This window comes from Streptomyces sp. NPDC047042 (assembly GCF_040644035.1).
GTDB lineage: Bacteria > Actinomycetota > Actinomycetes > Streptomycetales > Streptomycetaceae > Streptomyces.
In genome coordinates, this window is the sequence record NZ_JBEYVP010000003.1 from 23,108 (window position 1) to 37,829 (window position 14,722).

10 protein-coding genes, 3 tRNA genes and 2 pseudogenes are annotated in these 14,722 nt (G+C 69.2%); 10 read left to right on the forward strand and 5 right to left on the reverse strand.

Going from position 1 to position 14,722, the window contains the following annotated elements; genetic code table 11:
- Nucleotides 1–129: 129 nt before the first annotated feature.
- The 4 genes from ABZ855_RS03805 to ABZ855_RS03820 form a co-directional block, all read right to left on the reverse strand.
- On the reverse strand, nucleotides 130–2,064 hold the full coding sequence (locus ABZ855_RS03805) for an ABC transporter ATP-binding protein (RefSeq protein WP_360800366.1): 1,935 nt from the start codon (nucleotides 2,062–2,064) through the stop codon (nucleotides 130–132).
- Nucleotides 2,064–3,797 carry an ABC transporter ATP-binding protein gene (locus tag ABZ855_RS03810; protein WP_360800369.1) on the reverse strand — a complete coding sequence of 578 codons (1,734 nt, stop codon included), beginning with the start codon at nucleotides 3,795–3,797 and terminating at the stop codon, nucleotides 2,064–2,066. Before ABZ855_RS03810 ends, ABZ855_RS03805 begins: the two co-directional genes overlap by 1 nt.
- A 189-nt stretch (nucleotides 3,798–3,986) precedes the next feature.
- Entirely contained in the window at nucleotides 3,987–5,447 is a 1,461-nt protein-coding gene (locus ABZ855_RS03815; RefSeq protein WP_360800372.1) for an FGGY family carbohydrate kinase, read from the reverse strand.
- A 162-nt stretch (nucleotides 5,448–5,609) separates the two neighbouring features.
- Nucleotides 5,610–5,915, reverse strand: a complete 306-nt coding sequence (locus ABZ855_RS03820; RefSeq protein ID WP_319204821.1) for a YtxH domain-containing protein — start codon at nucleotides 5,913–5,915, stop codon at nucleotides 5,610–5,612.
- 177 nt (nucleotides 5,916–6,092) lie between these two features.
- Between ABZ855_RS03820 and ABZ855_RS03825 the strand changes: the two genes are divergently transcribed.
- From ABZ855_RS03825 to ABZ855_RS03850, 6 genes and pseudogenes are all read left to right on the forward strand, one after another.
- Nucleotides 6,093–6,165, forward strand: a tRNA-Asn gene (locus tag ABZ855_RS03825).
- A 6-nt stretch (nucleotides 6,166–6,171) separates the two neighbouring features.
- Nucleotides 6,172–6,244 (forward strand) — tRNA-Asn (locus tag ABZ855_RS03830).
- 167 nt (nucleotides 6,245–6,411) lie between these two features.
- Nucleotides 6,412–6,485 (forward strand) — tRNA-Ile (locus ABZ855_RS03835).
- Nucleotides 6,486–7,334: 849 nt separating this feature from the next.
- Nucleotides 7,335–8,771 carry a carboxylesterase family protein gene (locus ABZ855_RS03840; protein ID WP_360800376.1) on the forward strand — a complete coding sequence of 479 codons (1,437 nt, stop codon included), beginning with the start codon at nucleotides 7,335–7,337 and terminating at the stop codon, nucleotides 8,769–8,771.
- A 60-nt stretch (nucleotides 8,772–8,831) separates the two neighbouring features.
- A complete protein-coding gene (locus ABZ855_RS03845; RefSeq protein WP_360800379.1) occupies nucleotides 8,832–9,854 on the forward strand; it encodes a zinc-binding dehydrogenase in 1,023 nt (340 codons plus the stop codon).
- Between the two features lie 213 nt (nucleotides 9,855–10,067).
- Nucleotides 10,068–10,817 (forward strand): annotated as a pseudogene (locus ABZ855_RS03850) (alpha/beta hydrolase fold domain-containing protein).
- A gap of 76 nt (nucleotides 10,818–10,893) precedes the next feature.
- Here the strand turns inward: ABZ855_RS03850 and ABZ855_RS03855 are convergent.
- Nucleotides 10,894–11,724: an AraC family transcriptional regulator gene (locus tag ABZ855_RS03855; RefSeq protein ID WP_360800382.1), complete on the reverse strand. Its 831-nt coding sequence runs from the start codon at nucleotides 11,722–11,724 to the stop codon at nucleotides 10,894–10,896.
- Between the two features lie 236 nt (nucleotides 11,725–11,960).
- Between ABZ855_RS03855 and ABZ855_RS03860 the strand changes: the two are divergent.
- From ABZ855_RS03860 to ABZ855_RS03875, 4 genes and pseudogenes are all read left to right on the forward strand, one after another.
- Nucleotides 11,961–12,357 (forward strand): annotated as a pseudogene (locus ABZ855_RS03860) (MmcQ/YjbR family DNA-binding protein).
- Nucleotides 12,354–12,722, forward strand: a complete 369-nt coding sequence (locus ABZ855_RS03865) for an MmcQ/YjbR family DNA-binding protein (RefSeq protein WP_360800385.1) — start codon at nucleotides 12,354–12,356, stop codon at nucleotides 12,720–12,722. The pseudogene ABZ855_RS03860 and the gene ABZ855_RS03865 overlap by 4 nt, the downstream one beginning before the upstream one ends.
- Before the next feature lie 120 nt (nucleotides 12,723–12,842).
- Nucleotides 12,843–14,156 carry a replication-associated recombination protein A gene (locus ABZ855_RS03870; protein ID WP_360800388.1) on the forward strand — a complete coding sequence of 438 codons (1,314 nt, stop codon included), beginning with the start codon at nucleotides 12,843–12,845 and terminating at the stop codon, nucleotides 14,154–14,156.
- A 147-nt stretch (nucleotides 14,157–14,303) separates the two neighbouring features.
- A complete protein-coding gene (locus tag ABZ855_RS03875; protein ID WP_360800391.1) occupies nucleotides 14,304–14,543 on the forward strand; it encodes a type II toxin-antitoxin system RelE/ParE family toxin in 240 nt (79 codons plus the stop codon).
- Nucleotides 14,544–14,722 lie beyond the last annotated feature (179 nt).

Here is a 14,722-nt window from a genome sequence, read left to right on the forward strand (position 1 = left end):
ACGCCTCAAACGCCGGAGGGGCTGGCATTTCAGCCCCTCCGGCGTTTGAGGAGCGGGGGTTCGGGGGCGGAGCCCCCGATGGGGGTCCCCCCTCTGGGGGAGGGACGGGTAGGGGCGGCGGGGGCGAACTCAATCCACCTCGGTCACAGCCTCAGCGAACTGCGCCTTGTACAACCGCGCATAAGCCCCATCCGCCCCCAACAACTCCTCATGCGCCCCCTGTTCCACAATCGCCCCGTTCTCCATTACCAGAATCGTGTCAGCGTCCCGAATCGTCGACAGCCGATGCGCGATCACGAACGACGTCCGCCCGTGCGCCAGTTTGGCCATCGCCTTCTGGATGAGCACCTCGGTCCGCGTGTCCACGGAACTCGTCGCCTCGTCCAGCACCAGGATCACCGGATCCGACAGGAACGCCCGCGCGATGGTGATGAGCTGCTTCTCACCCGCGCTCACCCCCGTCCCCTCGTCGTCGATCACGGTGTCGTACCCGTCGGGCAACGTACGGATGAACCGGTCCGCGTGCGCGGCCCGCGCCGCCTCCTCGACCTCCCCGCGCGTCACCTTGCGCGAACGCGCGGCCCCGTACGCGATGTTGTCCGCGATGGACCCGCCGAAGAGCCAGGTGTCCTGGAGCACCATGCCGATTCCGGCCCGGAGTTCGTCCCGGGACATCGACGCGATGTCGACCCCGTCGAGGGTGATCCGGCCGCCGGAGACCTCGTAGAACCGCATGAGCAGATTCACCAGGGTCGTCTTGCCGGCCCCCGTGGGCCCGACGATCGCGACCGTGTGCCCGGGCTCCACCGCCAGCGACAGATCCTCGATCAGCGGCTTCTCCGGCTCGTACCGGAACGACACATGCTCCAGCGAGACCAGCCCGCGCAGTTCCTCCGGCCGTACGCCCGGCACCGGATCGGCCTGCTGCTCCTCCGCGTCCAGCAGTTCGAAGATCCGCTCGGCCGACGCCACACCGGACTGCACCAGGTTCGCCATCGAGGCGACCTGCGTCAGCGGCATGGAGAACTGGCGCGAGTACTGGATGAAGGCCTGCACGTCACCGATCGACAACGCGCCCGAGGCGACCCGCAGCCCGCCCACCACGGCCACCAGCACATAGTTGATGTTCGAGATGAACATCATCAGCGGCTGCATGACCCCGCTGTTGAACTGGGCCTTGAACCCGGCCTCGTACAGCGCGTCGTTCTGCTCGGCGAACTGCTGCGCCGACTCGTCCTGCCGCCCGAACACCTTCACCAGGGTGTGCCCGGTGTACATCTCCTCGATGTGGGCGTTCAGCTTGCCGGTGGTCCGCCACTGCTGCACGAAGTGCGGCTGCGACCGCTTGCCCACGCGCGTGGCGACGTAGAACGACAGCGGTACGGTCAGCAGTGCGACCAGCGCCAGCAGCCAGGACACCCAGAACATCATCGCCAGCACGCCGATGATTGTGAGGAGCGAGTTGATGAGCTGCCCCATCGACTGCTGAAGGGTCTGCCCGATGTTGTCGATGTCGTTCGTCGCGCGGGACAGGACCTCCCCACGCTGCCGCTTGTCGAAGTAGGACAGCGGCAGCCGCGACAGCTTCGCCTGCATGTCCACACGCATCCGGGACACGGTCCGGTTGACGGCCCGGTTCACCAGCCGCGTGGCCACCAGCATCAGCAGCCCGGCGAAGACGAACACGACGAGCGCGATCCCCAGCACCTCACCCACGGCGTCGAAGTCGATGCCCTTGCCCGGTGTGAAGTCCGTACCGGAGAGCATGTCGGCCATACCGCCCTGGCCGTGCTCCCGCATGGAGGCGAGAACCTCGGCCTTCGTACTGCCGCTCTCGAACTGCCGTCCGACGATGCCGGAGAAGACCAGGTCGGTCGCCCGCCCCAGGATCTTGGGGCCCACCACCGACAGGCCCACGCTCACGAACACCGCGCAGAGCATCACGTACATCGTGGCCCGTTCGGGCCTGAACTGGGAGAGGAGGCGTTTGCCGGACTCCTTGAAGTCCAGCGAGTGCTGATCGGGGCCGCCTCCGGCCATCATGCGCCCCATGGGCCCGGCCATCAGGCGGCCTCCGCTTCCGTGAGCTGGGACAGGACGATCTCCCGGTAGGTCTCGTTGTCCGCCATCAGCTCGTGGTGGCGGCCGGTGCCGACGACCCGGCCCTCGTCGAGGACGATGATCCGGTCGGCATCCCTGATCGTGGCGACGCGCTGGGCGACGATCACGACGGTCGCCTCGGCGGTCTCGCGCGCGAGCGCCGAACGCAGGGCCGCGTCCGTGGCGTAGTCGAGCGCCGAGAAGGAGTCGTCGAAGAGATAGATCTCGGGCCGCTGGACGAGCGTCCGCGCGATCGCGAGCCGCTGCCGCTGACCGCCCGACACATTCGTACCGCCCTGCGCGATCGGCGCGTCGAGCCCGCCCTCCAGCCGCTCCACGAACTCCTTGCCCTGCGCGACCTCCAATGCGCGCCACAGCTCCTCGTCGGTGGCGTCGGGATTTCCGTACCGCAGATTGGTCGCCACGGTCCCCGCGAACAGATACGGCTTCTGCGGCACCAGCCCCACCGTCCTGGCCAGCAGTTTCGGCTCCACGGTGGCCACGTCCACGCCGTCGACGAGCACCTCCCCGTCGGTCGCGTCGAACAGTCGCGGTACGAGCCCCAGCAGCGTCGACTTCCCACTGCCCGTGGACCCGATCACCGCGGTCACCTCACCGGGCCGCGCCACCAGGTCGACGCCCTTCAGCACCGGCTCCTCGGCGCCCGGATAGCGGAACCCGGCCCCCCGGATCTCCAGATGCCCGTGCCGCCGCAGCTCGACCACCGGCGAGGTCGGCGGTACGACGCTCGACGACGTACCGAGGACCTCCTCGATGCGCTCGGCGCACACCTCCGCGCGCGGCACCATCATGAACATGAAGGTGGCCATCATCACGGACATGACGATCTGCATCAGATAGGCGAGGAACGCGGTCAGCGCGCCGATCTCCATCCCACCGCTGTCGATGCGATGAGCGCCGAACCACACCACGGCGATCGACGACACGTTGACGACGGTCATGACGATCGGGAACATCAGCGCGAGCAGCCGCCCGGTGCCCAGCGACACATCGGTCAGCTCCTGGTTCGCCGTCCCGAACCGGTCCTTCTCGTACTCGTCCCGCACGAAGGCGCGGATCACCCGGTTGCCGGTGATCTGCTCGCGCAGCACCCGGTTGACCGTGTCGAGCCGCTCCTGCATCGTCCGGAACAGCGGCCGCAGCCGCCGCACGATCAACGTCACACAGATGCCCAGCACCGGCACGACGGCGACCAGGATGCTCGACAGCGGCACATCCAGCCCCAGCGCGAGCACGATCCCGCCCACGCACATGATCGGCGCCGACACCATCAGCGTGAACGTCATCAGCGCGAGCATCTGCACCTGCTGGACGTCATTGGTCGTACGGGTGATCAGCGAGGGCGCCCCGAACTGCCCGACCTCGCGCGCGGAGAACGACTGCACGCGGTCGAAGACGGCGGCGCGTACGTCCCGGCCGAGCGCCGACGCCGTACGGGCGCCGTAGTACACGGCGCCGATGTTGCAGAAGACCTGCACCAGCGAGATGCCGATCATCACGGCCCCGAAGAGCAGGATGTAGCCGGTGTCCCCCTTCACCACACCTTTGTCGATGATGTCCGCGTTGAGTGTGGGCAGGTACAGGCTGGCGCAGGTCTGCAGGAACTGCAGCAGCACGAGCAGCACGATGGGTTTCTTGTAGGGCTTCAGGTAAGTGCGCAGAAGTCGTATGAGCACGCTGAATCTCTCGGAGTCGGCGGTTTGTCCGTGACGGATGTTTGTCCGTTACGGACGATGGGGAGTGCCCCACGCACCCATCGTCCGACACTCCACCCGTGTTACTTCAACCGATTAATCCAAGAGCGGATTAAGAACCCGCCGCGCGGGGGAAGCTCTTCGCTCCCCCTCAGCCATGAAACGCCCCCCTCAGCTACGGAATGCCCCGGGATGCGTCTGCTCCCGCACGGACACGTACTGCTGCCGCACCGCCTGCCCCACCGCCAACTCCTCACCGGGCTCCAGCACCTGCGCGGACGCCCCCTGCCAGGCCGGCGGGGTACGCGGGTCGAGCGTGCCCTGCGACACCCCGAGCGCCCACGCGGCCTGCCGCGCGGCACCGATCGCCGCGTAGTCGGCGGGCTGCGGTACGACGACCTGCGCCCCGAACAGCGGCGGAGCCGCGGCCTGCACGGCGGGCAGCTCGGCGGCCGACCCGAGCAGGAAGACACGCTGTACGTCGACCCCTCGCCCCCGCAGCACGTCCAAGGCGTCCGCGAGCCCGCACAGCATCCCCTCGAAGGCGGCCCGCGCCAGATGCTCGGCCTTCATGGACTCCCGCCGCAGCCCAGCGAGCGTCCCGGCGGTGTGCGGCAGAGCGGGTGTCCGCTCACCCTCCAGATAGGGCAGCAGGACCAGCCCGTGCGCACCCGGCGTCGACTTCATGGCGAGGTCGGACAGGGTCTCCAGATCCCCGAGTCCCAGCAGCTCGGCGGTCCCACGCAGGGTCCGTACGGCGTTCAGCGTCGTGACGACGGGCAGGTGCAGCCCGGTCGCGTCGGCCAGCGAGGTGATCATCCCGGAGGAGTCGAAGAGCGCCTCGGGGTGTACGGCCATCACGGACCCGGAGGCCCCGAGCGACACCACGACGTCCCCGAGCCCCAGCCCGAGCCCGAAGGCGGCGGCCATGGTCTCCCCGGTCCCGGCGGAGATGAGCAGCCCCTCGGGCGTCGTACCGGCGGCGTCGGAAGGCCCGAGCACCTCGGGCAGCATCGCCTGCCGTCCGAGCGCGAGTTCGACAAGATCACCGCGATAGGCGCCCATCGCGGCCGACCAGTACCCGGTTCCGGAGGCCCCGCCCCGGTCGGTGGTCCGGCGCACCGGCCGCCCGAGGAGCTGCCACACCAGCCAGTCGTGCGCCTGCATCAGCACGGCGGTCCGCTGCGCGGCCTCCGGCTCGTTCCTCGCCAGCCATCGCAGCTTGGTGACCGGCTGCCCGGCCTGCGGCACACAGCCCACGGCCTGCGCCCACGCCTCGCGCCCGCCGAGCGCGTCGATCAGATCGGCGGCGGCGACCTGTGCCCGCTTGTCCCCGCCGACCAGCGCCGGTCGTACGGTGTTGCCCTGCGCGTCCACCGGCACCAGCGCGTTCTGCTGCGCGGACACCCCGATGGCCTGCACGCCTTCGAGCAGCCCACCGCCGGCCGCCTCACCGAGGGAGAGCAGCCAGGCCTGCGGATCGACATCGGAGGGCCGCCCGCCGCCCCCGCCCTCGGGGCCTTCCACCGGATGTGGCGCATAGCCCTGCCGCAACACGGTTCCCGTGTCCGCGTCGCAGACGACGATACGAGTGAAATCGGGCGAACTGTCCAACCCGGCGACTATCCCCATGGCGAAAATTCTGCCGTACGCGGAGAGGTGAACGCGCCGGGTCGGCCATCCGTTGGACACAGCCCTTGCGTTGTCGGTGCCCAGCGGCGTGTCGGCGTGCCAGATGTGGTCATGCCAACACCCGCCCGCTCGGCCCTGGACCGGGCCTGACCCGGGCCTGGCTCAGGTATTGCTGGTGCCCCAGTCGTCTGAGGCGCCCCCGGAGCCGTTGCGCTCACGCAGGGAACGCACCCGGTCGGACACGGAGTCGGGCACGTGGTCACCGACCTTCTCGCTCATGGTGTGGAACGCCTTGCCGGCGAACTCGCGCCCCTGCAGCGCGGCCGATTCGGCGGTGTTGCGGACTGCCGGATTCTGGGCGATCCGCTGCCCGGACTTCTTCAACTGTTCGTAGCGCTCGCGCCCGGCCCGTGTGCCCAGCACGTAACCCAGGGCCAGTCCGGCGACGAACGTGAGCCGGTAGCGCATGACGGCCACCTTTCCTTGATGAGTACTCGTGAGTGGGGGACTGCAGGTGCGTGGCGGGCAGGGACGCGGCGAACCGATTGGCGGAGCACCCCCCTGCTTGCGCTAATGTATGTGTCGCAGCGAGCACACGCCCCCTGGCGACTACCCAGGGAGGTGCGTTCGATGCAAACGAGGCAATCCTCCGTAGCTCAATTGGCAGAGCAGCCGGCTGTTAACCGGCAGGTTACTGGTTCGAGTCCAGTCGGGGGAGCTTCGATCTTCCGTAGCTCAATTGGCAGAGCAGCCGGCTGTTAACCGGCAGGTTACTGGTTCGAGTCCAGTCGGGAGAGCGCTTGAACGAGGACCCCGTTGGGGTCCTTTTTCATGCCCGGCGGAACCGTGCGAGCCGCACCGAGGTCCTCATGGTCATGCGAAGCCGACCATCCGAAGCAGGAGATCGTATGAGCGGCTATGCTGCGGCAGACGGCGCGCACAAATGTGCGCGACGCGCCGTAATGGGGCGGTAGCTCAGCCGGTTAGAGCAGCGGACTCATAATCCGTCGGCCGTGGGTTCGAGTCCCACCCGCCCCACTTCGGCAGCACCTGACCTGCGGAAACGTTCATTTTTTCGGGTGTTGGATCGTCAACTTTGCTTGAACGGACTGAATCCGCTGCGCGTGGGTTTGGAGTCCGGCGGAGGTCGGGGGAGTTTCAACCCCTCTGACCTGCGGCGGAGTAGGTGCTCGCGGTTACCGATCGTCGTTCGGGCCGCCGCTCTGAGGGGCGATGCCAAGCCCCAGGGGCCGTACAGGGGCCGGGGCGGCGCGGTCGTGTCCGGTCGACGGTGTCTACGGGGCGATTCGTTGTCCCATTGGTCGGTGTGCGGCAGGGCTGCCATCGCGCTGTGTAGACACTGTCGCCCTCGCTGTGTTCCCTCTGCGATGACGTCCAGGGGTGGGGAAACTGCCCCAAGAGGAAACCGTCCGGACGGGTTGCTCGCCCCTCTTGGGTAGAGCCGGTCCCCCGAGAACGAACCTCAGAAGATCAACGAAGCCCTCCCCCCCGTCATGTCCCACCACGCCCGTCGCCTTCTGTAGCCGACTCGCATCCCTGGGCGAGGCCAGGAAGAGCACCGTCCGATGCAGCAGCATGATCAGCGGGCATGCTCGGGCCCGCGAGCTGCACCGGCTTACCTGGGCAAGTCGGCGTGTCGAGTCAGGGGACCCGCTGACGGCAGCGTCTCAGGTCGCCCTCGCCTGCTTGGCGACGGGCCAGGAGAAGAGGACGAGCAGACAGATGTCGCCTGATGACCATCAGGTGACCGCTGTCCGCCCGGCGATTTACCGGAGTCCAGGGAATGCTTGGGGAGCGCCACCGCGAGCGATCAGCTGCCGACGCGCCGCGCAAAACACCCGAAAGCTCCGGAAGGAATCTCGCGCCATGACTACGACCGCGCCCAAGGCTCCGACTGCACCAGGGGTGCGGTCCTGGTGGGGAATCCCGTACGCCACCGCCGAGCGGTATCGCCGCCCCGTGGTCGCGGACTTCGCTCCGGACCGACCCTATGACCGCAAGGGCGTCGTCTCTGTCCAGCCCGACAGCGGTGACTGGCTCGAAGCGGACAGCGGGATGGGCGAGGACTGCCTGAACCTGAACGTGTGGGCCCCTGAGCAGCCGGCCGACAAGGCGCTCCCGGTGACCGTGTACATCCACGGCGGTGGATTCGAGTACGGCGCGAACACCCAGATCACCTCCAATGCCTCCGGTCTCGCCGCGTCGGGGCGCGTGGTGAGTGTGTCGGTCAACTACCGGCTCGGCGCCCTGGGCGCGCTCTCGCTCTCGCAGTACGGCGGACGGCTCGCCGAGGCCGGCAACCTTTTCCTCCAGGACATCATCGCCGCGCTGACCTGGGTCAAGCGGAACATCGCCCACTTCGGCGGCGACCCCGACCAGGTCACGGTCTACGGCCACAGCGCCGGCGCCTACTCCACCTTCGGTCTGCTCGGCGCCTCCTCCGCCGACGGCCTGTACCGGCGACTGGCCGGGTTCTCCGGGGGGCCCGCTCGTAGCGTCCCGGCCTGGTGGGCCGAGGAGCTCGCGCACCTGTTCGTCACCGAACTCGGCGTGGCGGACAACCCGGAGAAGCTGCTCGACCTCGACGCGGTCTCCCTGAGGGACGCCCTGCGCAGGGTTGCCCCGACGGACCTCGGAGTCCGCGGCGGGGTGGACAACAAGGCGACCGGCGTGGTCCTGGACATCGGGCAGCCCGGTGGGGTGGTGCACGCCCATCCCATGGACGTCCTGGCCTCGGGGGCGCACCGCGATGTCGACGTGCTGCTGAGCATGGCGAGCGACGACATGGGGTGGTGGGTGGCGAACGACCTCGACCGTTTCGACCCGCACACCCTCGACCGCGTCGTCGACGAGGTCGCGGGGTGGCGTATTTCCCGCTCCCGCGCGAAGAAGATCGTCGACGCCTACGACCAGGGCCGCCGTACCCCGGCCGAGGTCCGCGCCGCGGTCATGGCGGACTACCTCTTCGCGCTCCCGGCCGCCCGCGGCGCCCTGGCGCACGCCGCCGCGGGCGGCAACGCCCATCTCCTGATGATCGGGCCCGCCGAGGGCGCGCCCGCGGTGCACGGCACCGAGATGTACGCCCTGGTCGGCCAGGAACAGCCGGGCCGCAGCGCCGAGCAGGCCGAGCGTGACACGCGTATCCGCGACATCATCCTCGACTTTGCCACCGGCGAGCAGTCCCGTCTGTGGCCCGCCGTCACGGACAGACCCACCTCCGCAAGCCTCGGCAAACCTCCCTTCGAGGCCACCGCCCACTACCAGCAGGCCCTCGACCTGTGGGAGGGCATCGATCGCCCCTGACGGCCGGCGGGGGATACGGAGCAGCACGCCAAGGGGGACGAACGGAGTGAGGAACTCGGTATGAGCAAACCGACAGCAGCCAGCGGTACCGCACCGGCGACGATGCGGGCCGTCGTCGTCACCCGGCCGGGCGGCCTCGACGCACTGGAGATCAAGGACGTGCCGGTGCCGGTACGCAAGCCCGGCTGGGTGCGGATCAAGGTGAAGGCGTTCGGCGTCAACGAGTCCGAGGTCACCACCCGCAAGGGAGAGTCAGACGCGGAGGTCACCTACCCGCGGGTTCCCGGCATCGAAGGAGTCGGCGTGGTCGATGAGGCGGACGAGACCAGCGAGCTGCGCCCGGGCCGGCAGGTGGCCACCATGATGGGCAACATGGGCCGCTCGTACGACGGCGCGTACGCCCAGTACGTGACCGTCCCCGCGGCACAGGTCATCCCGTTCGAGACCACCCTTCCGTGGGACGTCGTCGGCGCCCTGCCCGAGATGTTCCAGACCGCCTACGGATCCCTGACCCGTGGCCTGGACCTCAAGGCCGGACAGACGCTGCTGATCCGCGGCGGCACCTCCACGGTCGGGCTGAGCGCGGCGGCGATGGCCAAGGACATCGGCGCCACCGTCATCTCCACCACGCGTCACGCCGGGCGTGCCGACGAACTGCGGGCCATGGGTGTCGACCATCCGATCGTGGACGACGGACACATCGCCGAGAAGGTCCGGGACCTCGCACCGCAGGGCGTGGACGCCGCGCTGGAACTGGTGGGCTGCACAGCCCTGCCGGACACCTTCGGATGCGTGCGCGTGCACGGCACCGTCTGCTTCACCGGCGCCCTGGGCGGCGCGTGGACGATCCCCGACTTCACCCCGTTCATGATCCCCAGCGGGGTGCGGCTGACCAGTTACGCGGGCGAGGCCGCCGACCTCCCGGCCGACGTCTTCGCCCATCAACTCCAGGCCATTGCGGAGGGACGGCTCAAGGTCCCGGTCGCGAAGGTCTACCAGGGCCTGGAACAGGTCCGTGACGCCCAGGCCGACATCGAGTCCGGCACCACGCCGGGCAAGCACGTCGTCGTCCTGGACGACTGAGAGCGCCTCCGCTCCCCGTCGTTGTTTCCGAAGGAGAGAACAGATGACGGACCAGACAGCAGCAGACTCTTTCGGTGCCACGACCATCCGGCCCCCGTTGGACCCGGAACTCGCGGTTCCCCCGGGTTGGATTCGGAGGCTCTGACGGCGGGCGGCAGAGTGCGGGTGGAGGAGCGCCAAGCACCCGGGCCGGAAGGCGAGCCGGACATCACTGTGCTGATCCTCAGCCCCGCCGAGGACCGAGGCCCCAAGGGAGGCATCCTCAGCCTCCACGGGGGCGGGATGAGCATGGGGGGACGCCGGGACCACGTGAGTCATCTCCTTCCCCATGTGATCGAGGGGAGTGCGGTCGTCGTGTCGGTCAAGTACCGACTGGCGCCGGATCACCCGGATCCCGCGCCGGTCGAGGACTGTTACGCGGGCCTGGTGTGGATGGCGAAGAACGCGGCGGAGCTCGGTATCGACCCCGAGCGCCGCATGATCGCCGGAGTCAGTGGCGGCGGCGGCCTCGCGGCGGGGACCGCGCTGCTCGCCCGGGACCGCGCCTTTCCCTCGCTCAGCCACCAATTCTGATCTGCCCTATGCTCGACGACCTTCGAGACGCACGGCAGTCGCATGGTGGACCGCGAAGGCGTATGGGACCGCCACAGCAACCTGTATGCGTGGACCTCCGTACTGGGCGAGCGGTGCGGCGGCCCGGACGTGTCGCAGTACGCCGCGCCGGCCCGCGCCGAGGACCTCAGCCGGCTGCCGCGCACCTACATCGACACCGGCTCGGCCGAGGGGTTCCGCGACGAGATCCTGAGCTACGCCGGCCGCCTGTCCGAGGCGGGAGTGAGCGTCGATCCGCACATGTGGGGCGGGAGCTTCCACGGGTTCGACATGACGGTGGATCATGCGGCTGTGTCGCGCGCTTCCAGCGCGACCCGTGAGGAGTTCATCCGGCGGGCCCTTGACAGGTGAGCGGTGTGACAACGCGCAGACTGCGAAGACAGCCATTGCTTCCTCACGGGCAAGCCCGGCGTTCGCCGCGTTTCCGTCAAGCGTCGGTCCTCGCTTCGCGGGCCGCGTAGACGGCCGGGGTGAGGCCGGTGCGGTCGCGGAAGAAGCGGCCGAAGTTCGCGGGGTCGGTGAAGCCGAGGTGGACGGCCACGGTCCGGGCGTCCCACCGGGCAGCCCCCAGCAGGCGCCGGGCTTCCAGGAGGCGCCGCTCGTCGATGAGTTCACGTACTCCCTTGCCGGTGACGTCCCGGGCGGCACGGCTGAGGGTGCGGACCGAGCAGCCGAGCAACTCGGCGTAGTCCGCGGCGTGGTGCAGTTCGCGAAAGTGCAGCTCCAGGGCGTCGAGGAAGCGTCCGTAGCTGTCGGCGCGGCCGGTGCCGGCCGCGGCCGTGCCGTCGAGGGCGATGCCTGGGGAGTTGGCCAGGCGCAGCAGCAGTGATTCGAGCAGGCTGCGGCGCAGGGCGTGGTGGATGTCGAGGGGGCGGCGCCCCAGGGAGCGGTGTTCGTCCAGGAGTTGGAGTGCCGTCTGCTGGAGCCAGGCGGCGTCGTCGGGGTGCGGAGTGAGCACGGCAGGGGCCGCGTGCGCGGTGAGCGGGGCCAGGAGTCGGGCCAGGTCGGGCCGCAGCACGTCCGGTTCGAACAGGATGAACGGGCCGCGGGCCGCGCCGGGCGGATGCCAGCACTGCGCGTGCCCGGGACGCACCCACAGCCACTGGCCGGGGGCGACGGACCGCGTGATGTGGTCGACGTCGTGCCGCAGTTCGCCTTCGGTGACCGCGATGAGGTAATGGAAGGTGGCGCGGCCCGGCCGGGGTGGGTTCCACGGCCAGTCGTCGTGGTGGGTGAAGAAGTCCTCGACGGTACTCACCTCAAGGCCGTACGGGGTACCGACCGGGGGCTGAAAACCGAACAGCGGTACCGCAGCCGGACCGGCCGCGCTTCCGCTCGGGTCAGGGTGTCGCCTGTCGACCATCACGTGTCCGCAGCCTACCGCCCTTCCGGTCGGCTGCGGCGGAAGGATGGGACGTGCCGCCGCGCCCGCGCGGCGCGCCCCCCACGTCTTTCGGTGCCACAGTCCGTCACCACTTGAGGAAGGGAACGCCCATGAACGGATCGGCCCTGCACAAGATCGCCGCCGACTGCGCTGAGGAGCTCCCCGGAGCTCAGCTGGAAACACCCCTTCGGCCCCGACTGGGAGGTCTTCAAGGTGCGCGGCAAGGTGTTCGCGCTGATGACCGACGTCCCCGGGCGGCCCGTGGTGATCCTCAAGGCGGACCCCGGTGAGGCCCACGCTCTGCGGGAGCAGTACAGCCACATCACCCCCGGCTACCACATGAACAAGAGGCACTGGATCACGCCGGAGAGCGGAGAAGGCGTCGACGAGGAGCTCGTCAGGGAGCTCGTCACCGACTCCTACCGGCTCGTCGTCGCTCACTTGCCCAAGGTCGAGCGGCCTGTCGACCCGCACACCTACGGCACCGGCACGCGGGCGGCCCGGTGAGCGCGGCCGACGACCGGCTCCAGGACACCGCCCGACAGGTGGCCCTGGCCCTCCCCGGCGTCAGTCACGGCTACCCCTTCACCCCAGAGCTCGACGTGTACAAGGTCGCGGGCAAGGTGTTCCTGATCGTCACCGACGACCCGGACGACCAGATCATCACGGTCAAGTGCGAACCCGAGCACGCGCGGGCACTGGAGCGCGGCCACGCATCGATCACCCCGGGCCGCTACCTCGACAAACGCCACTGGATCTCACTGGGACCGGGACCCGGCATCACCGAGCGGCTGATCACCGACGCGGTCGAGGATTCGTACGACCTGGTCGCCGAGCGGCTGCCGCGACGCGACCGCCCCGGTGCCCGATGAGCGCCGCGACCTTCCCCACTAGTGGCTGAGCCGACGCCTGTCAGTGCCCCGTGCAAGGCTCGTCATGTCCGCACACGTACGCACTTGTCCGCACACGTCACCCTGCGACCCGAGAGACCCATGGAACCGACCGAAGCGACCCTGCCGCTCTTCGGCGAGGAGCCCTCCCGGCCCCTCGCCGACCGCCTGCGCCCCACCCAGCTGGAAGATGTCGTCGGGCAGGACCACCTCCTTGCCCGGGACGCCCCGCTGGGCCGCATGGTCGCCCAGCAGCGCCTCGGCTCCGCCATCCTGTGGGGCCCGCCCGGCGTCGGGAAAACGACCATCGCCCGGCTCCTCGCGGACGCCGGCAACCTCGCCTTCGAACCGGTGTCGGCCACCTTCTCCGGCGTCGCCGATCTGCGCAAGGTCTTCGCCACCGCACGAAGACGACGCGGCATCGGCCAGGGCACCCTGCTGTTCGTCGACGAGATCCACCGCTTCAACCGCGCCCAGCAGGACAGCTTCCTGCCCTACGTCGAGGACGGCACAGTCACCCTGATCGGCGCCACCACGGAGAACCCGAGCTTCGAACTCAACGGAGCCCTTCTCTCCCGCACCCAGGTCCTCGTCCTCAAACGCCTCGACGAAGCCGCACTGTCCACACTCCTCGACCGCGCCGAACAGCTCACTGGCCACCATCTGCCCCTGGACGACGACGCCCGCCGAGCACTGATCGCCATGGCCGACGGCGACGGCCGCTACCTCCTCAATATGGCCGAACAGCTCCAAGCCCTCCCGGACACCGAAACCACCCTGGACACCGCCGGGCTCGCTCATCACATCCAGCGGCGCGCCCCGCTGTACGACAAGGCGCAGGAGGGCCACTACAACCTGATCTCCGCGCTGCACAAGTCGATGCGCGGCTCTGACCCGGACGCGGCCCTGTACTGGCTCGCCCGCATGCTCGACGGCGGCGAAGACCCGCTGTTCGTCGCCCGCCGCCTGGTCCGCTTCGCGAACGAGGACATCGGCACGGCCGACCCGCACGCCGTCCAGCAGGCCCTCGCCGCCTGGGACGTGTACGAGCGACTCGGCTCCCCCGAGGGCGAGTTGGCGATCGCCCAGGCCGTCGTCCACCTCGCCACCGCCCCCAAGTCCATCGCCGTCTACCGCGGCTTCAACGCCGCACACCGATCAGCCCGGCACACCGGTTCACTCATGCCACCCGCCCACATCCTCAACGCCCCGACCCGGCTGATGAAAGACCTTGGCTACGGCAGGGACTACCAGTACGACCCGGACACGGCCGACGGCTTCTCCGGTGACGACTACTTCCCCGACGACATGGACCGCGAGACGTACTACCGGCCCACCCGCAACGGCTACGAAGCCCAGATCACCGAGCGCCTGCGCCACTGGGCGGCGCTGCGCGCCCGCCGGCAACGCGGCTGACCGGCCGCGCCCGCGACGTCTCCGCGAGGGCCCTCGCGCCGGACCGCAGCACTGCCCAGCCAAACGTCGGGGACGACTCCTGCCGTCGTGGTGTGTCGTCGAGCACGCAGGTGACTGCGAGAACCGCGTCCCGGAAGATCGTCGTGGTTGAGCCAGCTCTTTCGTGGCTTCACGGACTGCGACCTCAAGGAGCTCCGCCCCGGCTCGGCAGGGGCCTCGGAAGTGCGGTTGCTGTTCGTGTTCGACCCGGACCGCCAGGCTGTGATCCTGGTCGGCGGTGACGAGGCAGGCAACTGGTCCGGCTGGTACCGCGTCGCGGTGCCCCAGGCGGAGCAGGCGTACGCGGAGCATCTGAAGCGAATCGATGGAGAGGGCGGGGCACGATGACTGATCACCTCAAGGACCCGCAGGCCGTCTCCTGGGGAGACCTGGCCGATGAGTTCGCCTTCACCGATGCCGAAAAGGATCAGATCCAGAGGGGGGGGCGCAGGCGATGGTCCTGGCCTCCCGTGTGCACCGCCTCGCCGAGTTGCGGAAGCGGCAAAACACCACACAGGTCCAGGTTG

What these genes read in the sequence shown, in the direction of transcription:
- ABZ855_RS03815 (WP_360800372.1), bottom strand. Translation starts at nt 5,447, where the DNA reads ATGGGGATAGTCGCCGGGTTGGACAGTTCGCCCGATTTCACTCGTATC.
- ABZ855_RS03820 (WP_319204821.1), bottom strand. Translation starts at nt 5,915, where the DNA reads ATGCGCTACCGGCTCACGTTCGTCGCCGGACTGGCCCTGGGTTACGTG.
- ABZ855_RS03845 (WP_360800379.1), top strand. Translation starts at nt 8,832, where the DNA reads ATGAGCAAACCGACAGCAGCCAGCGGTACCGCACCGGCGACGATGCGG.
- ABZ855_RS03870 (WP_360800388.1), top strand. Translation starts at nt 12,843, where the DNA reads ATGGAACCGACCGAAGCGACCCTGCCGCTCTTCGGCGAGGAGCCCTCC.
- ABZ855_RS03840 (WP_360800376.1), top strand. Translation starts at nt 7,335, where the DNA reads ATGACTACGACCGCGCCCAAGGCTCCGACTGCACCAGGGGTGCGGTCC.
- ABZ855_RS03805 (WP_360800366.1), bottom strand. Translation starts at nt 2,064, where the DNA reads ATGGCCGGGCCCATGGGGCGCATGATGGCCGGAGGCGGCCCCGATCAG.